Source organism: Actinokineospora diospyrosa, from assembly GCF_024171925.1.
Taxonomy (GTDB): domain Bacteria; phylum Actinomycetota; class Actinomycetes; order Mycobacteriales; family Pseudonocardiaceae; genus Actinokineospora; species Actinokineospora diospyrosa.
Genome location: NZ_JAMTCO010000001.1, coordinates 354,233 through 380,446, shown reverse-complemented (window position 1 = coordinate 380,446; position 26,214 = coordinate 354,233). Strand labels below are relative to the sequence as shown.

General features: G+C 71.4%; 22 protein-coding genes. 10 read left to right on the top strand and 12 right to left on the bottom strand.

All coding sequences use genetic code 11. From position 1 onward, the window contains the following. Window positions 1-102: 102 nt before the first annotated feature. Complete coding sequence (locus LV75_RS01500) at window positions 103-1,278, top strand: Fic family protein (RefSeq protein WP_253884732.1); 1,176 nt, start codon at window positions 103-105, stop codon at window positions 1,276-1,278. A gap of 826 nt (window positions 1,279-2,104) precedes the next feature. On the opposite strand, the gene LV75_RS01495 is transcribed toward LV75_RS01500, so the two are convergent. The 5 genes from LV75_RS01495 to LV75_RS01475 form a co-directional block, all read right to left on the bottom strand. Further along, a complete protein-coding gene (locus tag LV75_RS01495; protein WP_253884731.1) occupies window positions 2,105-2,728 on the bottom strand; it encodes a M15 family metallopeptidase domain-containing protein in 624 nt (207 codons plus the stop codon). After that, window positions 2,725-3,126: a hypothetical protein gene (locus LV75_RS01490; protein ID WP_253884730.1), complete on the bottom strand. Its 402-nt coding sequence runs from the start codon at window positions 3,124-3,126 to the stop codon at window positions 2,725-2,727. Before LV75_RS01490 ends, LV75_RS01495 begins: the two co-directional genes overlap by 4 nt. After that, window positions 3,126-3,515: a hypothetical protein gene (locus tag LV75_RS01485; protein WP_253884729.1), complete on the bottom strand. Its 390-nt coding sequence runs from the start codon at window positions 3,513-3,515 to the stop codon at window positions 3,126-3,128. The genes LV75_RS01490 and LV75_RS01485 overlap by 1 nt, the downstream gene beginning before the upstream one ends. Further along, window positions 3,512-5,374 carry a glycoside hydrolase domain-containing protein gene (locus LV75_RS01480; RefSeq protein WP_253884728.1) on the bottom strand — a complete coding sequence of 621 codons (1,863 nt, stop codon included), beginning with the start codon at window positions 5,372-5,374 and terminating at the stop codon, window positions 3,512-3,514. Before LV75_RS01480 ends, LV75_RS01485 begins: the two co-directional genes overlap by 4 nt. 601 nt (window positions 5,375-5,975) lie before the next feature. Then, on the bottom strand, window positions 5,976-7,436 hold the full coding sequence (locus tag LV75_RS01475; protein WP_253884727.1) for a benzaldehyde dehydrogenase: 1,461 nt from the start codon (window positions 7,434-7,436) through the stop codon (window positions 5,976-5,978). A 195-nt stretch (window positions 7,437-7,631) separates the two neighbouring features. Between LV75_RS01475 and LV75_RS01470 the strand changes: the two genes are divergently transcribed. Continuing rightward, window positions 7,632-8,819, top strand: a complete 1,188-nt coding sequence (locus LV75_RS01470) for an alpha/beta hydrolase family protein (protein ID WP_253884726.1) — start codon at window positions 7,632-7,634, stop codon at window positions 8,817-8,819. 416 nt (window positions 8,820-9,235) lie between these two features. Here LV75_RS01470 and LV75_RS01465 read toward each other — a convergent pair whose 3' ends face one another. Both LV75_RS01465 and LV75_RS01460 read right to left on the bottom strand, forming a co-directional pair. Then, window positions 9,236-10,186: a hypothetical protein gene (locus tag LV75_RS01465; protein ID WP_253884725.1), complete on the bottom strand. Its 951-nt coding sequence runs from the start codon at window positions 10,184-10,186 to the stop codon at window positions 9,236-9,238. A gap of 379 nt (window positions 10,187-10,565) precedes the next feature. Beyond that, complete coding sequence (locus LV75_RS01460; protein ID WP_253884724.1) at window positions 10,566-11,258, bottom strand: GntR family transcriptional regulator; 693 nt, start codon at window positions 11,256-11,258, stop codon at window positions 10,566-10,568. Window positions 11,259-11,338: 80 nt separating this feature from the next. On the opposite strand from LV75_RS01460, the gene LV75_RS01455 reads away from it, so the two are divergent. From LV75_RS01455 to LV75_RS01445, 3 genes are all read left to right on the top strand, one after another. Next, window positions 11,339-12,487, top strand: coding sequence for an NAD(P)/FAD-dependent oxidoreductase (locus tag LV75_RS01455; RefSeq protein ID WP_253884723.1), 1,149 nt, complete (start codon window positions 11,339-11,341; stop codon window positions 12,485-12,487). Then, on the top strand, window positions 12,484-13,836 hold the full coding sequence (locus LV75_RS01450; protein ID WP_253884722.1) for an MBL fold metallo-hydrolase: 1,353 nt from the start codon (window positions 12,484-12,486) through the stop codon (window positions 13,834-13,836). The genes LV75_RS01455 and LV75_RS01450 overlap by 4 nt, the downstream gene beginning before the upstream one ends. A gap of 145 nt (window positions 13,837-13,981) precedes the next feature. Beyond that, entirely contained in the window at window positions 13,982-14,746 is a 765-nt protein-coding gene (locus tag LV75_RS01445) for a sulfite exporter TauE/SafE family protein (RefSeq protein ID WP_253884721.1), read from the top strand. Window positions 14,747-14,848: 102 nt separating this feature from the next. Here LV75_RS01445 and LV75_RS34690 read toward each other — a convergent pair whose 3' ends face one another. After that, entirely contained in the window at window positions 14,849-14,980 is a 132-nt protein-coding gene (locus LV75_RS34690) for a hypothetical protein (protein ID WP_301318441.1), read from the bottom strand. A 73-nt stretch (window positions 14,981-15,053) separates the two neighbouring features. Further along, window positions 15,054-16,178: an ROK family transcriptional regulator gene (locus tag LV75_RS01440; protein WP_253884720.1), complete on the bottom strand. Its 1,125-nt coding sequence runs from the start codon at window positions 16,176-16,178 to the stop codon at window positions 15,054-15,056. 72 nt (window positions 16,179-16,250) lie between these two features. Between LV75_RS01440 and LV75_RS01435 the strand changes: the two genes are divergently transcribed. Beyond that, window positions 16,251-17,363 (top strand): MFS transporter, encoded by a 1,113-nt coding sequence (locus LV75_RS01435; protein WP_253884719.1) that lies wholly within the window; start codon window positions 16,251-16,253, stop codon window positions 17,361-17,363. Here LV75_RS01435 and LV75_RS01430 read toward each other — a convergent pair. Next, window positions 17,360-19,999 (bottom strand): SpoIIE family protein phosphatase, encoded by a 2,640-nt coding sequence (locus tag LV75_RS01430; RefSeq protein WP_253885003.1) that lies wholly within the window; start codon window positions 19,997-19,999, stop codon window positions 17,360-17,362. The genes LV75_RS01435 and LV75_RS01430 overlap by 4 nt on opposite strands. Window positions 20,000-20,433: 434 nt before the next feature. Between LV75_RS01430 and LV75_RS01425 the strand changes: the two genes are divergently transcribed. After that, the gene (locus tag LV75_RS01425; RefSeq protein WP_253884718.1) at window positions 20,434-22,515 is read left to right on the top strand and encodes a M4 family metallopeptidase; all 2,082 of its coding nucleotides are present in this window, start codon (window positions 20,434-20,436) and stop codon (window positions 22,513-22,515) included. Window positions 22,516-22,681: 166 nt separating this feature from the next. On the opposite strand, the gene LV75_RS01420 is transcribed toward LV75_RS01425, so the two are convergent. Both LV75_RS01420 and LV75_RS01415 read right to left on the bottom strand, forming a co-directional pair. Continuing rightward, on the bottom strand, window positions 22,682-23,014 hold the full coding sequence (locus LV75_RS01420) for a hypothetical protein (RefSeq protein ID WP_253884717.1): 333 nt from the start codon (window positions 23,012-23,014) through the stop codon (window positions 22,682-22,684). 67 nt (window positions 23,015-23,081) lie between these two features. Beyond that, on the bottom strand, window positions 23,082-23,405 hold the full coding sequence (locus tag LV75_RS01415; RefSeq protein ID WP_253884716.1) for a hypothetical protein: 324 nt from the start codon (window positions 23,403-23,405) through the stop codon (window positions 23,082-23,084). Window positions 23,406-23,507: 102 nt separating this feature from the next. On the opposite strand from LV75_RS01415, the gene LV75_RS01410 reads away from it, so the two are divergent. From LV75_RS01410 to LV75_RS01400, 3 genes are all read left to right on the top strand, one after another. Further along, window positions 23,508-24,275: a MoaF C-terminal domain-containing protein gene (locus LV75_RS01410; protein WP_253884715.1), complete on the top strand. Its 768-nt coding sequence runs from the start codon at window positions 23,508-23,510 to the stop codon at window positions 24,273-24,275. Between the two features lie 33 nt (window positions 24,276-24,308). After that, window positions 24,309-24,686 carry a nuclear transport factor 2 family protein gene (locus LV75_RS01405; RefSeq protein ID WP_372504126.1) on the top strand — a complete coding sequence of 126 codons (378 nt, stop codon included), beginning with the start codon at window positions 24,309-24,311 and terminating at the stop codon, window positions 24,684-24,686. A 332-nt stretch (window positions 24,687-25,018) separates the two neighbouring features. Continuing rightward, entirely contained in the window at window positions 25,019-26,209 is a 1,191-nt protein-coding gene (locus LV75_RS01400; protein WP_253884713.1) for an ABC transporter substrate-binding protein, read from the top strand. Window positions 26,210-26,214: the final 5 nt, after the last annotated feature.

Genomic DNA, 26,214 nt, shown 5'->3' with positions numbered 1-26,214 from the left:
GACGAGTGGACCAATCCCCGCCGCCGGGGCCAGGTGTCGATCAAGGAAGCCGAGATCGCACCGTTTGTGGATATCAGTCCGCGTCTTGGAGGCTTCCCGGCCATGGAGACGACGCGGTCTTCCCCGGTGCGGTCTTCCCCCGCGGGTATGTGGATCCCGGTGCGCGACGGGCGGGACACCGTGCCGCGGCGGCTGGTGGCCGAGGGGGCGTTCCTGCCCAAGCCGCTGCCCTCGGACGTGCTGCTGTCCTCGCGCACCCACCGCGGACTCGCCGACGCGCAGGAAGCGTTGGGGCGCTTGGACGAGGCCACCGTGCGCCTGCTCGACCCGTCGGCACTGGTGCGCGCGACGCAGGTCCGCGAGGTGCAGCGGTCGGCCCGGCTGGACGGGATCAGCACGGCGCTGCTGGAGGTGCTGGTGTCGCAACTGCCCGGCGTGCGGCCGGAGACCGCGGTCGAGCCTGCCATCACCAGCTACCTGCGCGCGGGTGACACCGGGTTCGCGGCCGTGCGCGCGGGGGTGACCGACCACGTCGCCCTGATGTCGGCCGTGGCGACCGCGTTCGGCGGCAGCGAGACCGAGGTCTGGCGCACCCACCACTCCTGGCTCGGCGGCAGCGACCCGTTCCTGCTCGCGAGCCCGCCGGGGGCGGCGAGCCGGGCGGCGTTCGAGCAGTTCGCCGCGTGGTCGGTCGGCGAGACCGAGGTCCCGGTGCTGGCCAAGGTCGCCCTCGGCCACTTCTTCCACGAGGTCGTCCGCCCGTTCCGGCACGGCAACGGCCACATCGCCCGGCTCTACGTCGGCCTGGAGCTGGCCCGCTCCGGTGTCCTGCGCGGCCAGGTGTTGCCGCTGTCCACCTGGATCGATCGCAACCTCGGCGAGTACCGAGCACGCGTGCGCCTACTCGCCGACGAGGGCGACTACGAGCAGTGGATTGCGTTCTTCGCGAACGGCATCCGCACCGTGTCAAGGGAAGAGCTGTTGCTGATCACCAAGCTGGAGGCCGCGCACGAAGCCCTGCACCACCGCCTCCCCGGTCGACGCACCGGCAACATCCGCAAGGTCCTCACCAGCCTCATCGCCACCCCCGTCACCAACCACCGCCAGATCGCCGAACTGCACGGCATCACGACGAAGAACGCGGGCGACCTCTGCGCCCGCCTAGTGGACGCCGGAGTCCTACACCGCCTGGACGAAAAGCCCTACGCCAAGGCCTACTACGCCCCAGACCTCCTGCGCTTGCTCAGCCTCACCGACCCCTTGCCCTACCGCACTTAGGCCCCTGGACACCCGGACGCCGCTGGGTCCCGCCCGCCTCGCAAGATCATCTGCCGCAAGAGCCCCCGATACACAGCCTAACGAGAAACCCCGACAGAACCGCGCCAGCGATTGCGACCTGTGGACAACAGAACACGTTGTGGACAACCGCCCACCTGCCCAGCGCCTGGACACTCGGACCCGCCGGTGCCAACCCAGCTCCCGTCAGGTCAGCCCTTGGGCACCGAATCAGCCCCTGGACACCAGAACCCAGCGGCGCCAACCCGACCCGCCCCAACCACCTAGCCGACCCCTGGACACCCGGAAGCCGCTGAGACCTGCCCGCCCACGCAAGATCATCCGCTGCAAGAGCCCCCGATATACAGCCTACCGAGCGAGCCCGACAGAACCGGGCCAGCGACCAATGCCTGTGGACAACAGAACACGTTGTGGACAACCACACGCCAACCCAACCCGGCCAGCCCCCGGACACTCGGACCTGGCGGTGCCAACCCAGCTGCCGTCAGGTCCGCCCCAGCCCACCTTCCCAGCCCCTGGACAGTCGGACTCGCTGGTGCCAAATGCTCGATGGGGTGGACCTGTTTTGCGTGGGGGGACAACACCCGTAGCCTCGCTCGGCGGCTGGCTGGGCCGGCTCTTTGGCCCCCAGCTTTTAGGCCCAGCACGGGTGTTGTAGGGGCCCCGCGCAAAACAGGTCCACCGCATCGAGCTTTTCGCATTGTCGCGGATCGGGCGCCGAGGTCGCCGCCAGGCAACGAGGCGTCCGATCCCGGGTCGCCGAGCTCGCCGCCAGGCGACGAGGCCGACCCCCGAAGCCGACCAGGTGCTACCGGCGGCGTTGACGGCGGGCCAGGTCCAGCGCGCGGGCCCGCCGGAGCGGGGTGAACGGATCGGGGATTGTTCCGGCGGCCACCAGAGCCCGAACCGCCTGAGCGGCAGCCGCAGGAGTGGCGTCCAGTGCGAAGTGGCCCTCTTGAGGAGCACTGGGATCGTCACCACCCCAACGAACAGCCGGGCTGCAATCGGCGAGGATGTCTCGGATTGTGGCGATCTCATGCGGGTAGAGGCCGCCGGCAACAGAAAGAGGGTAAGCGGCGGGGAGGATGGCGATGGCGGTGCCGGAGAGGTGGTTGGACTGGAGCGCGCCGACTCGGCGGTCTGTTGTGTGGCCGAGGATGTCACCGGGGCCGAGAGGGGCGATCTCGTAGTGGAAGCGGCGGGCCACATGCGCCAAGAGGATGGCGGCAGGGCCTGCCAACACGGTCATGGTGGCGGTGGAGCCCTCGACGCGGACTTCGGTCATGCCGCGGGTGCGGATGGGCCAGCCGTTCGCCGAGTCGCGGCCTCGCCACTCGGTTGGCGCGGCGGTGGCCTCGGTCGCGCCGACGGAGAGGGTGAGCGCGACACCGCCCACGCCCGCGAGGAAACCCCGTCGTCCCAGTGTTGTCATGTTCGGACTCCTCCCAGAGTTCTTGTCCACGCGCGGGCCGCCATCCCCAGGCAGGCGGTCACCGCCAGTGCGAGTCCGGCCAGTGCCGGGTTGACGTAGCCGGGCACCAGGTCGACGCCTGCGGCACATTGTCTGCTCAGTGGTAGTAAAGTCGTTCCGCCGACGCGGGCGTCCCAGGCGATCCCGTGCACCAGCGCGCAGGTCTCACTGATGTCCGGTGTGTACAGATGAGCGGCGCCCCACCCATACGTCGCGACGGTCAACACTCCGATGAGGACACCAGCGACGACCCAGGGGCGGACGGACCGGGGCAGTCGCCTGCTTGCGCGGTGCGCCAACAGGACCACCGCGCCCGCGATGGCCACCAGCGGTACCGCGGTGACGACTGCCCCGACCATCAGCCCAGCCGCAGCCTGCGGGCGTTCTCCTGGCCGACCAGGCCGAGTAGCGTGTCGGCGTAGCCCTGCAGGAACGGGTCGAGCTTGCTGTCGGGCATGTGGCCGGGCAGCAGCGTGTCCCACCCGCCGGTCCGCTTGATCGCCGCCGTGCGCAGGGCAGCGAGTTCGGTGTCGCCCGCGCTGCCCAGCAGGTTGCGCGCGGTCGACACCACGTGGTCGGCGCGGCCACCGTGGCGCAGGTCGACGAACCGGCGGAAGCGCGACAAGTGGCCGCTGGTCAGCTGGTCGCGCACGGCGACGTTGATCGGTGTGCCCGCCAGCACCGCCGCGGCGACCAGGTAGCCGTCGACGTCCTCGACCAGGTCGGCGAACGGGAACGAGGAGCTCACGTTGATCTTCGCGAGCCGGTTCCGCGCAGCAGCACGGCGTTCGCGGTCGCGCCGAAGTGGTCGACGCCGATCTCCACGCCGTAGCAGGGGTCGAGGTAGCGGGTCACCTTGCTCAGACCGGCGCGATCGGCATAGGCGATCCAGTCGCGGTTGACGTCGCCGATGAGGTTCTGCCAGCCGGAGTAGAGGTCGACGTAGTTCGGGTAACGCAGGTACTCAGCGGTGAGCAGGTTCGGATCGCCCTTGCCGTAGCGAACCGCGGTCGCGTACAGGTCGTCGACGTACCGGAGGTAGGTGTCCACAGGGGACTGTTGTCCGCCAACACCCTCCGGCCCGACACCGGGATCACCGCCGACCCGGTGCACCACGCGGTCCAGGTCGAACCGGTCGGTCCCGGAGACGAACGAGAACTCCTTGATCTGGTTGAACGACCAGTTCGCGGGCAGCGGGAAGCCCAGGTTCCCGGAGAAGCCCCAGGACATCCCGGACACGAAGGAGAACCGGGCGTAGGCCTCGTCGGTCACCCGCGAGCACACGTTGCGCGACCCGTACACGCCCGCGAGGTAGCGCTTGCCCTGGTTGGCCAAACCCGCCTGCACACCGCGGAAGTAGGGCAGGATGTTGCTGTCGATCTGCTCGTCGGTCGCGTCGTAGTCCACCGCGAAGTAGATCACCGCGCCCCGGTTGAACCCGTAGCCGACGGCCCGCGCGTGGGCGCGCAACGCGTGCTGGTAGCCCTGCTCGTAGGTGAAGTCGGGCAGTTCGCGGGCGTTGTACTGCGAGATGGGGAACACCCGCAGCCCACCGGCGAAGATCGCCTCCAGTTCGCCGGGCTGCAGTTCCTTGTCCAGGGTGCTGGTGGCGTCCTCGTCGAGGTAGCGCCCGACGACGGTGTACCCGGCCGCGCGCAGCGCCTGCGCCCGGGTGATGCTGATGTGGAACCGGGTGTCGCACGCGGTCGCGGGCCGGTCCGGGTCACCGCTGGAGACCAGCAGTTGCGACCAGGTCTGGTAGTCGCCGTAGCCGGAGGCCGGGAGCGCGGAGAACCGTTGGAAGAACTCGACGAACTGCTTGAGCGCGGGGTCGAATATGGACTTGAAGGCGGTGCGGATCGGGATCGTGTTGTTGCCCGGGATGGTGTCGTCGGGCACCGGGCCGTTGAACACGCAAGCCGCGCTGAACAACTGCACGAACACCCCGGATTGCCCCAGCGACACCGGGTGCGCGCGCAACCCGCTCTGCGTCGCCGGGCCGAAGTTGCCGGTCACCTGGTCTTCGGGGATGCCGAACTCGTACTGCAGCGCCTTCATCAGCGCCTTCTGCACGTCCCGCGAGAAGTGCCCGTCGCAAGGGGTCGCGAAGAAGGTGGACTTGGCCAGGTACCGGTTGTTGAGCCACTGCTGGATCAGCCGCACCTGCTCGTCGCCGCCGGAGAGCAGCACGTAGGCGTCCATGGTCAGCAGCGCCTTGAACACCTTCGGCGGCAGGGTCCCGTCACCGCCGACGCCCATGTCCGACTTGAGCTGGGTGACCGCGGTGAGCGTCGCCTGGCTGTAGACGCCGTTGGTCGTGCCGCCCCAGTAACCCTTGCAGAACAAGGCGTGCTGCACGATGCGGACGATGTTGGCGTTGGCGTACCCCGGCCCGACGTTGCCGCGTTGGGTGAGCAGGGACAACGTCGTCGGACCGAAGCTGTCCGACAGCGTCGCGATGCCCAGTTCCCGTTGCAGCGCACGGGTGAGCGAGAACATGGTGCTCCACGCCGTCTTCCCGTCCTCCGGGCAGCGCACGTACCCGGGCACAGCGCCGTACGTCGCGTTGACCCAGCGTTGTGCTTCCAGCACCTTGACATCGGCCATGGTTCGCCTGACCCCCAGCAACTCCCGCGTGGCCCCCAGTGGGCGTTCGGAGCTTAAGCCGGAGATCATCGGGAGAACCGGGTGCGCACACAGACTCCGCACACCCTCACCATTCCTCCACAACCGGGGAACTGGTGTGCGGGGAGCGGGTGGCTCGATGGGGCGCAGTGTCGACGGGGTCTGCGGTGGTTCGGAACGCAGTGGGCTCGATGGCGCGCGGCATCGACAGGGTCCGCGGTGGTTGCTAGTGCGGTGGGCTCGATGGGGCGAACTTGTTTTGCGTGGGGCCCCTACAACACCCGTGGCAGGTCCGCACAGCAGGGGCCGAAAAGACTGGCCCTGCCGCGAGGAAACGCTACGGGTGCCCCCCCCCACGCAAAACAAGTCCGCCCCATCGAGCAGGAACAGGAGGCGGGGTTGGTGGGGAGGTGGGGGTGTGCACAGCTGCCCCATCGAGCAGGAACAGGTGGGAGGGGGCAGGGGCAGGTTGGCGGGGTTGGGGCTGTGTGTGTGTGGGTGAGAGCGGGGGGGTGAGGGTGGGGGGTGTGCGAGGGCAAGGGGACCGGGTGGGCGCCGAGCGGCTTCGGCGCCCACCCGGAAGTCAGAAGGGGTACCGGGGCAGGTCCCCGCGCAGGGTGACCCACTGGGTCTCGGTGAACGCCTCGATGTTGGCCTGGGCGCCGCCGTGGCGGGAGCCGGTGCCGGAGGAGCCGACGCCGCCGAAGGGGGCGGTTGCCTCGTCGTTGACGGTCTGGTCGTTGATGTGGACCAGGCCGGACGGGACGCGCTCGGCGAGGTCGAGCCCGGCCTGCAGGTCCCGGGTGAGGATGCCCAGCGACAGCCCGTACTCGGACCCGGCGGCCAGCGCGGCGACCTCGTCGATCGAGGCGAACGGCGTCACCGGCGCGACCGGTCCGAAGATCTCCTCCTGGTAGGCGGGCACGTCGACCGGCACGTCACCGAGCACCGTCGGCCGGTAGAACAGGCCGTCGTACGTGCCGCCGGTGCGCACGGTCGCGCCGCCCTCGGCGCTGGCGGTGACCAGGCCGTGCACGCGATCGCGCTGCCCCTGGTCGATCAGCGGGCCCAGCGCAACCTGCTCGCGGTACGGGTCGCCGACCGGCAGCGCGGACACCTTCTCCGCCAGAACAGCCGTGTACTCCTCGGCGATCGACTCGTGCACCAGGTGCCTGCTGGTCGCCATGCAGATCTGCCCGGAGTGGGTGAACGTGCCCCACGCGCCGACCGACGCGGCCGCGGTGACGTCGACATCCGGCAACACGATCAGCGCCGAGTTGCCGCCCAGTTCCAGGTGCGCCCGCTTCAGGTGCTGACCGGCCAGCGCGCCGACCGCGCGCCCAGCCCTGGTCGACCCGGTGAACGCGATGACCCGCACGGCGGGCTCGGTCACCAGCGCCTCACCGACGTCCGCCCCGCCGGGCAGCACCTGGAGCAGACCGTCGGGCAGCCCGGCCTCGGCGAAGATCCGGGCGAAGATGGCGCCACCGGAGATCGCGGTGCGCGGGTCGGGCTTGAGGATGACCGCGTTGCCCAGGGCCAGCGCCGGGGCGACCGCGCGGATGGCCAGGATGGTGGGGACGTTGAACGGCGCGATCACGCCGACCACGCCCACCGGGAGCCTGCGCGCGAAGGACAACCGGGGCGCCCCGGTGCGCAGCAGTTCGCCGTAGGGGTGCGAGGGCAGCGCGGCGGCCTCGTAGCACTCCTGGGCGCTGGTGTGGACCTGGAACTCGCCGAACGGGCGGATCGCGCCGGACTCGCGGGCCAGCCAGTCCTTGATCTCCTCGGCGTGCAGGGTCAGCAGGTCACCCGCGCCGCGCAGCACCGCGGCCCGCAGCTCGTGCGGTGCCGCCGCCCACGCCTGCTGTGCGGTGACCGCCCGCTCGGCTGCGGCGTGCACGTCGGCCGGGGTGGCCTTGCCGACCTCACCGAGCGGCTCCCCGGTGGCGGGCTCCACGGCGGTGTACGTCCCGCCACCGCCCTCGGTCCAGGCCCCGGTCCAGACCTTTCCCCGCCACGCGCCGTCCTCGAGCAGTGCCATCGCGTCGTCCTCCGTCTGCGGCGAGCACACCGGTCAGGGTGAGCCTGCTGCATTGTTGAAGTTGAGACAACTCGATCCCGGATGACCGGCCCTCCCCCGGACGGAGGAGGCCGTCGTCAGACATCGGGAGGACGCCCGCCGCGGGGACCCGCCGAGACGATGGTCAGGTCCACAACAGGGGGGAGTTTGTCCACAATGAACCGGCGAACGCTCGGCGCGGTGCTCGTCACCGCGATGACCGCGACGGTGCTCATGGCCGTGCCCGCGACGGCGAGCCAGGGGGTGAGCACGCCGGGCCTCAGCGGCCGGTACCCGGTGGGGACCCGGGAGGTGCACGCGGTCGACCCGGGCCGGGCCGACCCGTGGGTGCCGCAGCGGCGCCGCGAGCTGATGCTCACCGTGAGCTACCCGGCGGCGCGGGCGGGTGGTCCGCGGGCGCCTTGGCTGCCCAGCGGGGTGGCCGCCGCGTTCACCCAGCTCGCCGCGAGCCCGGAGTTCCTGGGGTTGCCCGCGGGGACCGTCGACTGGACCTCGGTGCGCCGCCGGGCCGTGCTGGACGCGGCACCCGCGCGCGGCCGCTGGCCGGTGGTGCTGTTCTCGCCGGGCTTCGCGGGCCCGCGCGAGTTCTACGCCGACAAGGTCGACGACCTGGCCAGCCGGGGGTACGTCGTGGTGTCCATGTCGCACACGTTCGAGTCCGCCGCGGTGCAGTTCCCGGACGGCCGGGTCGAGTACGGGCGGGCCGACGTGGGCAACGGCGCGGACAAGAAGAAGGCGATCGACACCCGCGTCGCCGACACCCGGTTCGTCCTCGACCGCCTCGCGGACCTGTCGTTCGCCGACACCAGCCGGATCGGCATGGCGGGCCACTCCTACGGCGGCTACACCACAGGCGAGACCATGGTCGTCGACCGCAGAGTCAAGGCGGGCGTGAACATCGACGGCGCCCTGGGCCACGGGGTCGGCCAGTACCTGCCCGGGCGGGTGGTCACCGAGGGCCTCGACCGCCCGTTCCTGCTGTTCGGCGGGGACGACGTGGACCCGGTGACCGGCCGGGAGCTGGAGCACTCGCACGTGGACCGCGACCTGGACCCGAGCTGGGCCGACTTCTGGGCCACCCAGCGCGGCTGGAAGCGCGACCTGCACCTGGACCGCAGCACGCACTTCTCGTTCACCGACCTGCAGTTCATCGTCCCGCAGGTGCGGGCGCACCTACCCGCGGGCGCCCAGGAGCGGGTGATCGGCACGGTCAACCCGACCCGGTCGGTGGCGGCGCAGCGCGACTACCTGGCGGGCTTCTTCGACCTGCACCTCAAGGGCTGGGACCGGCACCTGTTCGCCGGGTCCTCCCCCTGCCACCCGGACACGCGGCTGATCCCTTAGCCAGTCGGTGGGGTGCGAGGTCCGCACCCCACCGGTGCCGCGTGCCGGGAGGTCCTGTTCCGCAAGAACCCAGATCGCCTCGTGTGCGTGTCTTAGCAGGTTGCGGAGGTGGGCTGCCTCGGCACCGACTGCACCACGGCAACCGCGAGGGTGACCGCGCTTGCCCACCCCGCCCTTGCCGGAAGCGGCGCTGTAGACCCTCAGCAAGCCGGGCTCGGCGACCGGGCTGCGCAGCCTCTTGCGCAGTCCAGTTCGACCGCGACCAAGCGCCCCGGGCAGAGCAGGCACGCGGCAGGCTGAGTTCAGCCGAGGTGGGCACCGAACGCGGAGACCGCGTGATCCCGCCTAGTCCGCCGGGTGGTCGGGCAGCCCGGTTCGCCTGTGCGCGCGGACTTATGTGGACACCAGCGACAGGTTCACGCTCGCAGCAGCGCGCGGATGCGGGCGGCGGCGACGTCGTCCACGTCCACCGCCAAGGCGAGGGCTCGGTGCAGGTGACGCCGGGAGGCCGCGTCGGCGCCCGTGCCGCGTTCGGCTGCCGCGCGGGAGACCAGCAGGTCCACCGCCGGGCCCAGGGCGAGTTCGGCCCGCTGGAGGTACCGGGCCGCCGCCCCGGGCCGATCCGCGCTCAGCATGACCTCGCCGATCGCCAGCAAGGTCTCCCCCACGGGCTCACCGCGCCGTCGCTGTTCGCCGTGTAGTTCGAAGGCCGCGTCCAGGGCACGGTGCCACTGCCCGGTCCGGCGGAAGAGATCCAGCAGGGCCGTCAAGACGCCCGTAGCCGCGGGTTCGGCGGTCTCGTGCCACAGCAGCAAGGCCCGTACCAGCTGCGACTCCGCCACCGCCACGTCACCCGCCGCCGCGGCGACCCTGCCGGACCGCTCGTGCAGCACCGCGAGGGCCGCTCGATTCCCCCACTGCCGGGCGGCGCCCTCCCCCCACTGGCCCAGCTCGCCGCGCCACGCCGCGTCGTGCAGCAACGGGGGTTCGGCGGTGAGGTCCCAGAGGGCCAGCGCCAGTTCGCACTGCGCCGCCGAGACACCTGCCTGCGCAACGGCGCGGAAGGCCGAGGACAGGTGTGGTCGGTGCTCGGCGACCCAGTCGGCCGAGGTGGCGGCCGTCGTCAGGACGGTCACGAACCGCGCCCGCAGCGCCGGGTCCGCGCTGGACTGCGCATGCCCGGCCGGGGCGAACCAGCCGGGGCGGGTGCGGACCAGGCCACCGGCGGCGGTCAGCTCTGCGACCACGTGGCGGGTGGTGTCCAGCGGCCAGCCGAGGGTGTCGGCGAGCAGCGGGAGCGACAACTCGGGTACGGCGAGGGCGGCGAAGGTGGCTGCCACCCGTTCCGCGGCCTCGTCTCGCCCCACCGCACCCGGCTCCGTTCGGCTCGGCTACCCCGTGCACGCCCTCCCGTGTGCTGATCCGCCGCGGTCCATGATGCGCGATCACCGCGCCGGGGTGAACCCCACTTGGTGGTGGCGCCGACCCCCGGCGACGCCACCACCAACACCCCCCTTGGTGGTCGCGGTCACCGCGACGGCTCGCCCCGAGCCATCGCGGACCCCCAGTCACCGCTCGTTCCCCCCTCGGTTCGACACCGGCGCACCGGCCCCCCGGTCGGTGCTGGGCCGCCCCCGATCGGCCCCGGTGTCGGGATGCAGGACAACACCTACCCGACCGGCGGTGTTCGGCGTCGTCCCCGCGACGCTGAACAACAACCTCCGAACAACGCCCGGCCGCGGCTGGTCAACCGCCGAAGGCCGCGGTCAGGGTGAACCGGTCGCCGCGGACCAGGGTGTGCCGCCACTCCATGGGCTGGCCCTGGGCGCGGCTGAGCCGGTGGATGGAGAACCCGACGCCGCAGCCCAGGACCGCCCGCTCCACCGGGGACAGCGCGACGGCGCGGATGCTCTCGCGGGCGCGGTCCAGGCGCAGACCGGTGCGGGCGAGCACGGCGTAGACGCCGACGTCGGTCAGGTCGGCGCTGAGCAGGCAGCGGCCGTGCTCGGCCGGGAGCCACACCCGGTCGATGGCCAGCGGCTCGTCGCCCGCCAGGCGCAGCCGCTCCAGGTGCACCAGCGGGGCGGAGCCGTCGAGGCCGAGGTGGTCGGCGACGACGCCGTCGGCGTGCACCTCCAGCTTGCGCACGACGCTGCACTGGGTGAGCCCGGCGGTGCGGACCGAGGCGTTGAGGCTGTAGAGGGTGCCCAGCGGCTGTTCGACGCCCTGCTCGGCGCGGACCCGGGGGCGCCTGCCGCGTTCGGCGGTCACCACCCCGTCGGCCCGCAGCTTGCTCAGCGCCCGCCGGACGGTGGTCCGGCTGACCCCGTAGTGCGCGACCAGCTCCGCCTCGCTGGGGAAGAAGCCGTCGAACTCGCCGTCGCGGAGCCTGCGCAGGAGGTCGTCCTGCACGCGCCGCCACCGGATTCCGTGATCCATCCGCTAAATGTACCTACTTTTGGTCCCGAGATGAACCCGCCCGGTCGTACCGTAAATGTCCGAACATTGAGGGAGGCACGATGGTCGTGATCGTGGGCGGCGGCACAGCCGGGATCACCGTGGCGGCGCGGCTGCGGCGGGCCGGGCTGCGCGACATCACCCTGATCGATCCGGCCGACACGCACCACTACCAGCCGCTGTGGACGCTGGTCGGCGGTGGCCGGGCGCCGCTGCGGGAGAGCGCGCGGCCGCAGGCGTCGGTGGTGCCCAAGGGGGTCACCTGGGTGCGCCGCGCCGCGGTGGGGATCGACCCGGACGCCCGGCGGGTGCGCTTGGACGACGGCACGGACCTCGGCTACGACCAGCTCGTCGTCTGCCCGGGCATCCAGCTCGACTGGGACGAGGTGCCCGGTCTCACCGACTCGCTCACCGGCTCGGCGTCGAGCAACTACAGCGCCGAACTGGCGCCCCGGACGTGGGACCTGATCCGGCGCACCCGGCGCGGGTCCGCCGTCTTCGCGATGCCGTCGGGGCCGATCAAGTGCGCGGGGGCGCCGCAGAAGATCGCGTACCTCGCCGCCGACTACTGGCGCGAGCAGGGCGTGCTGCGCGACATCGACATCCACCTGGTGCTGCCGACGCCCGCGCTGTTCGGGGTGCCGGAGTTCGCCGAGGTGCTGGCGGGCGTGGTGCGCCGCTACGGGATCACCACGCACCTGTCCACCGAGGTGACCGAGGTCCGCGACGGTTCGGTGGTGCTCAGCGACGGGACGGCGCTGCCGTACGCGATGGCCCACCTGGTGCCGCCGCAGAGCGCGCCGGACTGGATCAAGAGCGGTCCGCTGGCAGGCGCGAACGGCTACGTCGAGGTGGACAAGCACACCCTGCGCCACGTCCGGTACCCCGAGGTCTTCGCCCTCGGCGACGCCGGGTCCACGCCGAACTCCAAGACCGGGGCGGCGATCCGCAAGCAGGCCCCGGTCGTGGTGGCGAACCTGCTGGCGGTCCGGCGCGGGCAGGAACCCACCGCGAGCTACGGCGGGTACGCGTCCTGCCCGCTGACGACCGCGCGCCGCCGGATGCTGCTGGCCGAGTTCGACTACACGATGCGCCCGACGCCGTCGATACCGGTGATCAACACGGTGCGGGAGCGCACGGACATGTGGTACCTCAAGCGCTACGGACTGCCGTTCCTGTACTGGAACCTGATGCTGCGCGGGCGCGCATGACCTCGAACCTGGTCTTCGCCCAGTACTACACCGAGTGCCTCTCCCAGGCGTCCTACCTGGTCGGCGACCGGCGCGGCAGGCGGGCCGCGGTGATCGACCCGCGCCGCGACATCGGGACCTACCTCGCCGACGCCAAGGCCCTGGGGCTGCGGATCGAGTGGGTGCTGGAGACGCACGTGCACGCGGACTTCCTGTCCGGCCACCTCGAACTGGCCGAGGCGACCGGGGCGGTGATCGGGTACGGGAGCGCGGCGGAGCTGGACTTCCCGGTGCACCGCCTGGTCGACCGGCGGCGGATCTCGTTGGGCGAGGTGGACCTGGAGGTCCTGCACACACCCGGGCACACACCGGAGTCGATCTGCCTGGTCCTGCGCGAGCACGCCGACGACGAAGTGCCCTACGGCGTGCTGACCGGCGACACCCTGTTCCTGGGCGACGTCGGGCGGCCGGATCTGCTGTCCAGCAACGGGTGGAGCGCACGGGAACTCGCCTCGGCGCTCTACCGTTCCACGCGGCGGTTGTTGGAGCTGCCCGATGAGACGCGGGTCTTTCCCGGTCACGGGGCCGGGTCGGCATGCGGGAAGAACCTGTCGACGGCGACGATCGGCACCATCGGCGAGCAGCGGCGCACCAACTACGCGTTGGCGTCAACCACGGAGCGGGAGTTCGTGCGCGCGGTGTGCGCGGGACAGCCGACGGCACCGCGCTACTTCGCTTACGCGGCAGGCCGAAACCGCGCTTCTCGGCCGATCTTCGATGAGCACGATCCTGTACCTGAAGTGTCCGCTGTGGAGGGTTCGGTGTTTTTGGACACGCGAGACCCAGAGGAGTTCGCCGCCGGGCACCTACCAGAGTCGGTGAACGTTGGGCTCGGCGGGCGGTACGCGGAGATCGCGGGGACGGTGTTGGGGGCCGAGGACGAGATCGTGCTGGTGTGCGAGCCGGAACAAGCGATGGAGTCCCGCAACCGGTTGGCACGCATTGGATTCGACCGAGTCCGCGGATACACCCGCCCACAAGCGGTGCGCCGCGCCACGCGGTTGAGCGCGCTGGAGTTGGCACTGGTGGCGAGTGAGCGGCAGTTGGTGGATGTGCGCGGTCCGGGTGAAGTCGAGTCATCGGGCACCATCACCGGGGCAGTGCTGATCCCACTACCGGAGTTGCTGGCGCGACTGGACGAACTGGACCGCGACCGGCCAACAGTGGTGTTCTGCGCAGGCGGCTACCGATCCTCGGTCGCTGCTTCGACATTGCGCGCCAACGGTTTCGCCGATGTCGCAGACCTGGCGGGCGGCTTCTCGGCCTGGACAGACAGCGACTTACCGACAGTTGCCGGGGAGCGCGGATGACCCCCACGACGCTAGCGGCAGGCAGGGTGGTCGGACTCACCATCGACACACGCGGAGGACAAGCCCACCGTGGCGTTCTGCGCGGACGGCTACTCGGCCCGAGTCCTACCGGCCAGCGGCTGAGAGTGGCCTCCGGGGGGCGAGGATGATCCTCACGGCGCTGGCGGCGGGCGGGGTGGTCGGGTTCGCGATGGGCACGCTCGGTGGCGGTGGAGGTGTGCTGGCCGTACCCGCGTTGGTGTACCTGCTCGGCATGACGCCCTCGATGGCGGCCACGGCGAGCTTGTTGATCGTGACGGCGACCTCGGTGACGGCGCTATCCCGGCACGCCCGCGGCGGGGACGTCTGCTGGCGGACGGGATTGCTGTTCGCGGGCGCGGGTGTCCCGGTCTCCGCGGGCGCCGCCGTGCTGTCGACCCACCTGCCCGCGTGGTCGCTGACGGCGGCTTTCGCCCTGCTGGCCATCGCCGCGGCGGTGGCGATGATCGGGGGCGCGCCAACCGAGTCCACTGTGGATGGTCCACGGCCGGTGCGCGCGGCGCGGGCGGTGGGGGCGGGCGCCGGACTCGGCGCGGTAACCGGCTTACTGGGCGTCGGCGGCGGGTTCCTCGCGGTGCCCGCCCTGGTGGGCGCACTCTCACTGCGGATGCGCGTGGCGATCGGCACCAGCCTGCTGGTCATCGCGGTCAATTCGGCAGTCGCCCTCGGCGCCCGCCTGGCCACCGGCCCCACCGGCCCCCAGTGGTCGGTGATCGCCCCCTTCACCGCAGCCGCCGTCCTAGCCGCCTGGGACGGCCGACGACTGTCGATCTCACTATCCCCAGTCCTACTACGCCGCGCCTTCGGCGTCGTGCTGGTACTGGTCGCAGTAGCCATGCTCGCCGACCTGACCCTGTCAGCGGTTCGCTAGCAGAGTCCCCTGACGGCGCCATGGCGTCAGGCCCGCTCGCCCGCAGTAGCTAGGGTTCCTCAGCCGCGAGCTGCAGACCCGTGACGAGCGCGCGATCGAAGGTCAGCGTTGGGTGCACTGGCCCGCGGAGTGGGTGCCTGGTAGGCGACCGCAGCGGCAGGCGCAGAGGTCGTCGTATTCGGCGTCGTCCATGGGGGTGGTGGGGTGGGGGGTGGTCGGTGCGGTGGTCGGCATGGCGCACTCCGGGGAGTTGGCGACAGGGCGAGATGTGGGACACGTACCACCGGTGGCGCGGGTTCAACCACGATCAGGTGAGTCCACAGTGGTCAGCGGGCCGGGTCAGGAAGTCCTCGAAGGCCAGTTCGGCCGCGCCGACCAGAACCGGGCCCGCCACCTCGCCGACCACGACCGGGGTGGCGTCCGCGCGGGCGACCACCGATCGGCCCAGTTGTTCGCGGATGCGGTCGCCGCCGAGGCGGTGCAGGTCGGCCAGGAAGCCGGTGAGGACGACCTTCGTCGGGGACAGGACGTTGAGCAGGTTGACCAGGCCGGTGCCGAGGTGGTCGGCGGCGGTCAGCACCGCCCTGGTCTCGCGGGCGGCACCCGCCTCGGCGCGGGCCAGCACGTGCGGCAGGTGGTCCACCGGGACCCCCGCGTTCCTGGCCACCGCGCGGCCGTCGGCGTAGAGCTCCAGGCAGCCGCGTTGACCGCACGGGCACGGGAGGCCCTTGCGGTCGATGGACAGGTGCCCGGGTTCCAGGACGTGCGAGCGCGCGCCCACCAGTGCGCCGCCGATGCCCGTGTGCCCGCCGACCAGAACCAGGACCGGGCCCTCGCCCCGGCCCGCGCCGCGGCGCTGTTCGGCGAGGGCGGTCAGGCCGGAGTCGGTGGCGACCCGCACCGCCGGGCCGTCGGGCAGCATCGACTGGAGCAGGTCCTGCGCGGGGACGTCGGTCCAGCCGAAGTGCACCGCGTTGCGCACCACCCCGCCCGGGCGGGTCATCCCGGCCAGGCCGATCCCGACCCCGACCAGCGGTCGCGCGTGTTGTCGTGCCAGCGCCGCGAGCCGACCGGCCAGGGCTTTGAGCACGGCGCGCGGCCCCTGCGCGGGTAGGGCGAACCCGCACTGCTCCAGCAGGCCCGAGCCGAGCCCGACGACCGCCACCTCCGCCCGGCGCGGCCGCAGGTGCACCGCGAGCACCACCGGCCCGTGCTCGGCGAACCCCAGCGTCGGCGACGGGCGACCGCGGCCCGCGGGCTCGGCGACGGTGGCGGCGAGCACCCCGGCGTCGGCGAGCCAGCTCGCCGCGTCACCGGTCGCCGTCCTGGTGAGACCGAGCCGGGCGGTCGCGGTGGCGCGGCTCATGGGTCCCTCGTCGTGCAGCAGCCGCAGCAGCCGGGTCACCGCGGTGGGTCTAGCGGGGCTTTGCACGGGCGTCTCCTTCGCCTACCGTTGGCGATGTCTGATTTTATCCAGTCCTGGGACAAAAAGGGAAGTGAGCCGGTGCGCCGACCACTGTGGACGCTGCCGTCCGCGTTCGCGGTGTTCCTGGCGCTCGGCGCCTCGGCGGCGGCGTGGGGTGCGGCGCTGCCGCAGTTGCGGCAGCGCTACGACCTGGGGCCGACCGGCGGCGAGGAGGTCATCAGCGCGTTCAACCTCGGCGCGCTGGTGGCGGTCCTCGGCTGCGGTCTCGCCGCCCGGTACTTACCGCCGAGGCCGACCCTGGCCGGGCTGCTGGCCGCGTTCGGCTGCGGCCTGGTGGGCGCGGCGCAGGCGCCGAACTGGGGGTTCCTGCTGGTCAGCGCCCTGGTCGCCGGGGTGGGGTTCGGCGGGGTGGCGCTGCACCTGAACACCACCTACGCCGCCGGACCGCGCGGGGTGCTGCTGGCGAACCTGGTCAACGCCATGTTCGGCGTCGGCGCGATCGCGGCGCCGCTGCTGGTGGCGGGCCTCAGCGCGTCGACCGCCCTGATGTCGATCGCGGCCGTGGTCGCGCTGTCGGTGCCGCTGGTGTCCGGGGCGGTCCGCGAACGCCCCCCGACACCGCCGGTGGGGCGCGCGACGGTCGTGCTGCTCGCGCCGTTCGCCCTGATCGGGTTCCTGTACGCGGGGGTGGAGACCTCGGCGGGCGCGTGGGCGGGCACCCACCTGACCTGGACCGGCACCGCGCCGGACACGGCCGCGCGGCTGACGGCCCTGTTCTGGGCGGGCTTGGCGGTCGGTCGGCTGCTGGTGCCGCTCGTGGCCACCCGGCCCGCGGTGATCGTCCCCACCGCCTTCGCCGTCACCACCGCCGGACTCCTCCTGGCGACCCACCCGCCGCTGGCGGTCGTCGGCTACGCCATCGCGGGCCTCGGCCTGGCCCCGATCATCCCCACCGCCCTGGCCTGGCTGGCGCACCTCACCCCGCACGCGCACTTAGCGGGCTCGGCCCTGCTGACTTGCAGCATGCTCGGCAGCGCGCTGCACCCGCTCTTGGTCGGCCTAGTTGCCAGCCCCCAACACCCGACGACGATCCCCTTAGCCCTCACCACCTACGCCGTCCTCGGTCTCCTAGCCGCCCTCTGGACCGCCCGGCACCGCACCCCTCACCTGGCCGGCACAACACAGCCCTAACGCGCGTACCGCACAGCCAGGAGCTCAACCAACCCCGACACCGCAAGGATTCGGGCGGGACCACTCCCCTCCGCCACCACGACAGTCACCGGGGCGACAGCCGCCACCTCCAGCAACAACGCCACTCCCGCGCTGCTCATGTAGTCCACAGTGGAGAGATCCAGCACGACCGGCCCAGCCGATGCCTTGGCCAGCAACGCCGATCGCCAGGTGGACACGCCCGGCAAGTCGAGCGAGCCGGTGAGTTCGATCGCGGTCGCCGCCGCGTGCGGGTCGACCACGGGCAGCATCGGGTGCGTGCCCGCGCCCGTGACGCGGAAGCCGACGGTGGTGCCGGTGGGACCTCGTTTGTAGGACACGGCTTCGGCGAGTTCGTGGATCATGTCGACGCCGCGGCCGCGGTGGGTGTTGTCGGGGGGTTCGGGGCGCCAGCGGCCCCGGTCGCGGACTTCGGCGACGATGGCGCCGTCGGGGGCGCGGGACACTTCGACGTCGAAGGTGCCCGCGTCTCCGGGGTAGGCGTGTTCCACCGCGTTGGCGGCAGCCTCGCCGAGGGCCAGGTGAAGGTCATTGCGAACAGCTCGCGGTAGACCTGCCGCGTCGGCCCAGTGGTCTACGGCGGCGCGCAGCGGCCCGAGCTCGGCGACCACTGCGGGCAGGTCACGCGCCAGCAGCGGCGGCGGGATGAACCGGGCGACGACCAGCGCCACGTCGTCGCCTTGGCCGCCGTCGAGCAGGGCGGTCGTGACGCGGGTGGCGAGGCTCTCCGGGTCCAGCCCGGCCCCCGCGGCGGCCTCCTCGGCCAACCGGGCCAGGCCGGTGTCGATCACCGTGCCGGGGCGTTCGACCAGGCCGTCGGTGTAGAGCAGCACCGAGGCGCCGGGTCGCAGGGTCGCCTCCCCCTCCCGGTACGGCCCCCGCCCGGCCACGCCGAGCACCGGTCCGGCGGCCCCGGCGAGGTAGCCCACCTGCCCGTCGACCAGCAGCGGCGGCGGGTGCCCGGCCAGCGACCAGCGCAGCAGCCCGCTCGCCCAGTCGAAGGTCAGGCACGCGCAGGTCGAGCCCATGGCACCCGGGGTGCGGGCCACGAAGGCGTCCAGCCGCTCCAGGGCGGCGGCGGGTGAGTGGCCGTCGAGCAGGTACCCGGCGAGCGCGCTGCGCAGCTGACCCATGACCGCCGCCGCGGTCGGTCCCTTGCCGACGACGTCACCGACCGAGAGGGCCACCACGGTGTGGGTCAGCGGCAGCACCTCGTACCAGTCGCCGCCCGCCTGGGCGTGCCGGGCGGCGGGCAGGTAGCGGGCCGCGGTCGCCAAGCGGGCCAGACCGGGGAGCTCGCGCGGCAGCAGGCTGTGCTGCAGCGCCTCGGCGATCTCGTGCTCGCGGCGCAGCAGCAGCTCGCGCTCCTCCTCGGCCCGCCTGCGCGCGGTCACGTCGCGCCCGATGGCCTGCACCCCGGCCGGGGTCGCCTGGATGCTCAGCTCCAGCGCCACCACGCCGCCGTCGCCGCGGCGGACCTCCCACACCTCGGTCGCGACGTCACCGGCGGTGAGCCTGCGCCACAGCTCCTGCAGCCGCCCGGCCTCCTCGACGGCGACGAAGTCCTGGATCGTGCGACCGAGGATCTCCACGCGGGTCGCGCCGAACAACGCGCACCCGGCCGGGTTGACCTCGACGTAGCGCAGCTGCTCGTCCACGACCCACACGCCGTCGGTGGCCCGCTCGAACAGCATCCGGTACCGCTGCTCGCTCTCGCGCAGCGCACGACCGGCGTGCACCCGCTGCAGGGTCTCCCAGCAGCGCGCGACCACCACGCCTACGGTGTCGACCTCCTCGGCGGTCCAAGCCCGCGGTGTCGCCTGGTGCACGGCCATCGCGGCGACGAACCGGCCCGCCTTGCGCAGCGGCACGCAGGTCACCGCGCGGATCCCGGTGACCCGGTAGGCGTCGAGGTCGGCGGCCACCAGCCGCGGGTCGTCCTCGGCGTCGACGACCACCCACGGCAGCCCCGCGCGCATGGCGGTGAGCGCGCCCGCGCCGAACGCGGACATGGCGAACCGGCCGGGCAGCGGCGGCAGGCCCGTCGCGTGGTCGCCGCTCATCACGAAGTGGTCCTCGTCCGGCTCGACCCTGGCGTACGCGCAGCGGTCGGCGCCCAGGTGCGCGCCCAGCCTGCGGGCCGCGGTCTGGATGACCTCCTCGGCGTCGTCGAGCGGCTGCAGTTCGCGCTCCACGGCACCGAGGAAGCGCTCCCGCTCGTGCGCGGCCCGGCGCGCGGTGATGTCGAGGGAGACCCCGCGCAGGCCGACCGGGGTGCCGTCGGCGGCGCGCTCCACGTGCACGACGTCGTGCAGCCACAGCACCGAGCCGTCGGCGGCGACCACCCGCAGGTCCAGTTCGTGGTCGGTGAGCGCGGCCCTGGCCGCGACGGCGGCGGCGCGGTCCTCCGGGTGCACCACGCTCGCCCAGAACCCCGGGTCGGCCAGCCAGGCCTCGCGCGGGTACCCCAGCAGGGCCTCGACCCGCGCGGACACGAAGCTCAGCCGCCCGGTGCCCGCGTCGGCGGTCCACACGACCACGGGGAGCCCGCCGAGCAGCCCGGCGGCGTCCGACCAGCCCGGTGCGGTGCTCCCCATCGCGCTCACGCCTCCCCGCCACCGGCCCACCCGCTCGACCGGGTCGGACCAGGCACGCGGGGGTGTCCACTTCGACGCAGACCCTACCCCGGGTGCCCGCGCGCGGCCGCCGACCGGCCTTCGGCATTTCTCCGCCCATTTCCGGTGAATACCTTTTCCCGGGTCTTTCGGAGGAATCGGACGCACCGCCGCCCTTTCTGCGCACTGTCGCCCGAATTGACGCGTTAACACTTGCCCTATGTGAATATCTGGACGTTCCGCGTGAAGTTCACCGGAGTTAACGTCTATTCGTCCGGCACCGGCGGCGGGCGAGCGGCGAGGGACCTCACTCGACCGACGCGACGGTGGGCGGATTCCTGATGCGCCACGAGCGCATTTCCCTGCATTTTCCGGTCCGTGCGTTCGAACACGGCCGGGAAAGGAGCCATTTCCCCATGAAGCCCAGTCATCGCCTGCTCGCCGTGGGTGGCGCGCTGGTGTCCGGCCTGGTGGTGATCGGCAGCGCCGTCGCGGCGACGTCGAACCAGCAGGACGCGACCGCGCAATCCGCCCAGGTGGCGCAAGACAACGCCGCGCACGCCGCGGCGGCCCTGGTCGACTCCCGTCCCGCGGCACTGCACGCCTCGGCCGACGACGCGTTCGTCCAGCGCAAGGTCTACGCGGCGGGTTCGACCCAGTACGTGTCCTACGACCGCACCTACAAGGGCCTGCCGGTCGTCGGCGGCGACTTCGTCGTGGTCACCGACAACGCGGGCACCGTGAAGTACACCTCCGTCGCCCAGGAGCAGACCATCCAGGGCGTGGCCACCTCGGCCAAGGTGACCAAGGAGCAGGCGGAGACCACCGCCCGCGGGCAGCTCAAGACCGTCGAGAAGACCGAGGCGAGCAGGCTCGTCATCGTGTCCCTCGGCACCGCGCGGCTGGCGTGGGAGTCCACTGTCGACGGCAAGACCGCCGAGGGCGAGCCGAGCAGGCTCAGCGTCTACGTCGACGCCGCCGACGGCAAGGTGCTGCGGACCCAGGAGCACGTGGCGCGCGGTAGCGGCAGCTCCGCCTACAGCGGCCCGGTCACCATCGACACCACCCACTCGGGCAGCAACTACGTCATGCGCGACCCGAACACCACCAACCTGTCCTGCCAGGACATCAGCGCCTCCACCCCGTTCAGCAAGACCTCCGACACCTGGGGCAACGGCCAGGCCACCAGCCGGGAGACCGGCTGCGTCGACGCGCTGTTCGCCGCCGAGACCGAGCGCAAGATGCTCACCCAGTGGCTGGGCCGCAACGGCATGGACGGCAACGGCGGCGCGTGGCCGATCAAGGTCGGCCTCAACGACCTGAACGCCTTCTACGACGGCAGCCAGGTCCAGATCGGGCACAACCAGGCCAACGGCTGGATCAGCTCGATCGACGTCGTCGGCCACGAGATGGGCCACGGCATCGACGACCACACCCCCGGCGGCATCTCGCAGGCGGGCACCCAGGAGTTCGTCGCCGACACCTTCGGCGCGGCCACCGAGGCCTTCGCCAACGAGCCCTCGCAGTACGACCCGCCGGACTACCTGGTCGGCGAGGAGATCAACCTGGTCGGCAGCGGCCCGATCCGCAACATGTACAACCCGTCGCTGGTCAACAACAACGCCAACTGCTACTCCAGCAGCGTCCCCGGCGGCGAGGTGCACGCCGCGGCTGGCCCCGGCAACCACTGGTTCTACCTGCTCGCCGAGGGCAACAACCCCGGCGGCGGCAAGCCGACCAGCCCGACCTGCAACAACAGCTCGGTGACCGGCCTGGGCATCCAGTCCGCCATCAAGATCATGTACAACGCGATGCTGATGAAGACCTCGGCCAGCTCCTACCTGAAGTACCGGACCTGGACGCTGCAGGCGGCCAAGAACCTGTACCCGGGCAGCTGCTCCGAGTTCAACACCGTCAAGGCCGCCTGGGACGCGGTGAGCGTGCCCGCCCAGTCCGCGGACCCGACCTGCACCGGTGGCACCACCCCGCCGAGCAGCACCACGACCACCCCGCCCACCACGACCACGACCCCGCCCACCGGCGGCTGCTCGGGCCAGAAGCTGACCAACGCGGGCTTCGAGTCCGGCGCGACCGGCTGGACCCAGACCTCCGGCGTGATCGGCCAGTTCGCCAGCCAGAACCAGCCCGCGCACGGTGGCACCTACTCGGCATGGCTGAACGGGTACGGCTCGGCGCACACCGACAGCGTGGCCCAGTCGGTGACCATCCCGGCGGGCTGCAAGGCCACGCTGACCTACTACCTGCACATCGACACCGCGGAGACCGGCTCGACGGTCTACGACAAGCTCACCGTGACGGCCGGTTCGTCCACTGTCGCCTCTTACTCGAACGCCAACAAGGCCGCCGGTTACACCCAGCGGACGGTTGACCTGTCCAGCCTCGCCGGACAGACGTTCACCCTGAAATTCACCGGCACCGAGGATGCGTCACTGCAGACGTCCTTTGTCCTCGACGACCTGGCCCTCACCCTGGGCTGACCAGGTAGAGCCAACTGGGCGGGCATCCGATTCCGGGTGCCCGCCCGCTCTATATCCCTAGCCGACCGGGAATGAAAGCGACACAACGCCCAGACCCAATGCGGCCGTTTGGGCATCGGCTCGCCGATATCCGCAGTGACCCGGGTGAACGCCGGCAATGATTGCCTTAAGGCCAGCCGAACACCTGCCGCAGGTCCACCGAGAACACCACCGCCACCACGCTCGGCGCTGACACCAACGCCGCGGCCACCAGCCAGTACCACCAGCCGAGCACCCGACCGGCCACCCCGATGAGGTAGGTCAGCGCCCCGGACACCACAGCGACCGCCAGCCAGTAGAACAGGACCAGGGCGTAGTACACCCCGACGTACAGGTTCACGGCCCCCTCGGCGGACTCCGCCTCCCCCGGGACCAAGGTCAAGTCCAGCGCGTACAGCGCGAAGTAGCCGATCGCCGCATTGAGCAGCGCGGCTCCGGTCCAAGCCCCCAGTTGACGCATGCCCCGGACGCTAGTTGGCCGAGAACTCCCGCCCGGGACGCACGGACGCCGAATGCGATCCAGGTCTCTACAGGGCGATCTCCCGCCAGAGGTCCCACCGCAGCATCGCGAACAGGGTGGGCACGAGCAGCACGGCCACCGCCGTCCACCAGAAGGCTCGCCCTCCTATCCGCCCCACGGCCGCGACCAGGTGGTTCACCACCCAGAACACCGCCGCGAACAGCAGCAGGAGCAGGCTGACGAAGATCAGGTAGGGCGCCAGGCCGCCCATCTCGTCGGCCTCCTCCGGCGCCACCACCGCGACCGCCACCAGGGCCATCGGGAACACCGCGCAGTACCCCAGCCCCAGGTTGAGCAGCACCGCCGCGCTCCAAGCCCCCACTCGTCGCATGCCGCCCAGTCTATTGACCGGGAGCGACCAGCTTTTGCCCCCCAGCGCTCGGCCGGGGCGCGTCCGCTGGCCGACCCGGCGGTGGGCTCGCACGATGGGCGCATGTCGACTCCTGCCGAGGACGAGTGGCGCACCTACGACGAGTTCGCCGACGGTATCGCCACCTACCGCCTGCCCAACGCCGACCTGACCGGGCGCGAGATCGTGATCGCGCTCGAGGACGGCCCGGTCCTCGACCTGCGGTTCGAGGACGCCACGCACGTCACGTGCAACGGCGTGCGCGACCCGTACGACGCGGTGGCGGTGCGCGAGGACGTCTTCTTCGTGAACCTGCCGCTGACCAGCGTCGAGGGCGAATCGCTGACCCTGGTCTTCTCGACCACCACCCACCGCGCGCTCGGCGTGCTGTCGGTGATCGGCACCGAGGACGTCGAGGGCCAGCCCCGGGTCCGGCAGTCGTTCTGGGCGGGGACCACCAACGGTGGCGAACCGACCGGTGACGCGCCCGGCCCCTCGCGCGACCTGATCGGCAAGCGCAACCTCTACCGCTACAGCCCGAACCACCTCTACGAGCACGTCTACGTGTCCTCGCAGCGCTACACCTGGCAGTGCCTGGAGGGCATCCAGCGCGGGCACGGCGACACCGACCTGTCCACGGTCTGGAAGTTCGCCGACGGGCTGTACCTGTTCTGCTTCCGCGAGTTCCGCATCGCCGTGGCCAGCGTGTGGCTGCACGACCTGAGCATCGCGCTGCGCACCACCGGGGTGTTCCTCGGCCTCAACGGCGAGGGCACCTCCGAGCACTCCACCGGCGGTGGCCACATCTACCCGCTCGGCGCCGTGGTCTACCCCGACGTCCAGCCCGTCTGACCCGTACCAGCAGAGGAGAACCCATTGTCTACTGTGGACGTCGTCGCCGCCCACTACGCGGCGAGCGACCGCGGTGACCTCGACGGCATGCTCGCCCCGATCACCGCGACCACCACCTGGACCGAGGCCGCCGGGTTCCCCTACGCGGGCACCTACACCGGGCCCGACGAGGTGCGCGAGAACGTGTTCATCGCCATCGGGCGGGACTGGGACGGCTACACCTTCACCCTCGCCGAGCTCGTCGACGGCGGCCAGACCGTCATCGGTTTGGGTCACTACCGCGCCAAGAACCGCCAGTCCGGCCGCGAGTTCACCGCCCGGGTCGCGCACGTGTGGAAGTTCGAGGGCGACACCGTCGCCAGCTTCGAGCAGATCGTCGACTCCGTGCCGGTGGCCGCCGCCATCGACTAGGCGCGCCACCGTCTGGCCGCACTGGCCAGCAGTAGCGCCAGCAGCACCACGAGGTCCCCACCACCGACGGGGTGAGCAGTTGTCACCTCCGCGGTAGCAGGCCGTCTCCCCGCGCACGTTCGTGCGCTCCGGGAGGCGGCCTGCGCCGTGTGCGGGCAAGGTCGGCGAGTGACCTGGATCGCACCCCGTGCTGCGCACGACAACACGCGTGCCCGCAAAGTCAAGGAGCGTGGGCCAGACCACTCATAGGGTCCGTTCCACCTTCGAAGAATTGAGTGAATCCCATGCCCTGCGCGCGCAAGCGACCGCAGCCGAGAAAGACAGGGACCGCTATGAGAAAGATCATGCGCAGCGTGGCGGTGGCCGCCGCGGTCACACTCGTCGCAGCCGGGTGTGCCGACAGCGGCAGCAGCGGCAGTGGCGGTGGCAGCGGGCCGATCGTGGTCGGCTCGGTCAACGCGCTCAGCGGCGCGGCGACCTTCCCGGAGTCCTCGGCGGCGGCCAAGGCCGTCTTCGACGCGGCCAACGCCTCCGGCGGGGTGAACGGGCGGCAGATCCAGTACAAGGCGCTCGACGACAAGGGCGACCCGGCGGCAGCCGCGGCGGCGGCCCGCGAGATCGTCGGCGCGGACAACGCGGTCGCCCTGGTCGGCTCGTCGAGCCTGCTGGAGTGCGAGATCAACAGCAAGTACTACGAGCAGCAGAAGGTGCTGTCCATCTCCGGCATCGGCGTGGACCCGGCGTGCTTCAACAGCCCCAACATCTCGCCTGCCAACGTCGGCCCGTACCACGACATGACGCTGACCCTGCTCTACGGGTCCGAGGTGCTCAAGCTCGACAACATCTGCGCGCTGCTGGAGATCGCGGGCAACACGCTGCCCTCCTACCAGGCCGCGATCGACGAGTGGACCAAGATCACCGGCAAGAAGCTGACCTACATGGACGCCACCGTGCCCTACGGCGGCTCGGACTACACCTCCTACATCGTCAAGGCGCGCTCGGCGGGCTGCAAGGCGATCACGGTGAACCCGGTCGAGCCGGACTCCATCGGCCAGCTCAAGGCCGCCGCGGCGCAGGGCTGGAACGACGTCACCTGGCTGCTGCTGACCAGCGTGTACAGCGAGAACTACGCCAAGGCCGTGAGCAACGCCGGTGCGGGCGTCTACGTCCCGGCCGAGTTCTACCCGTTCACCGACGCGGGCAGCGCCCAGAACAAGGAGTGGCGGGAGCTGATGACCAAGAACAACATCCCGCTGACCTCGTTCAGCCAGGGCGGTTACCTGGCGGCGAAGTACTTCCTGCAGGTCATCAAGGGCATCAAGGGTGACATCACGCGGGAATCGGTCACCAAGGCGCTGCAGGAGATGCAGCCCATCTCCGACCCGATGGTCGGCACCCCGTACGTGTTCGGCAAGGGCCAGACCCACCACGACAACACCGCGGGCTGGCCGATCAAGCTGATGTCGGGCACCAACAAGTGGGAGCTGGCCGCCGAGGACTGGCTGCGGATCCCGAAGAACTAGTGCAG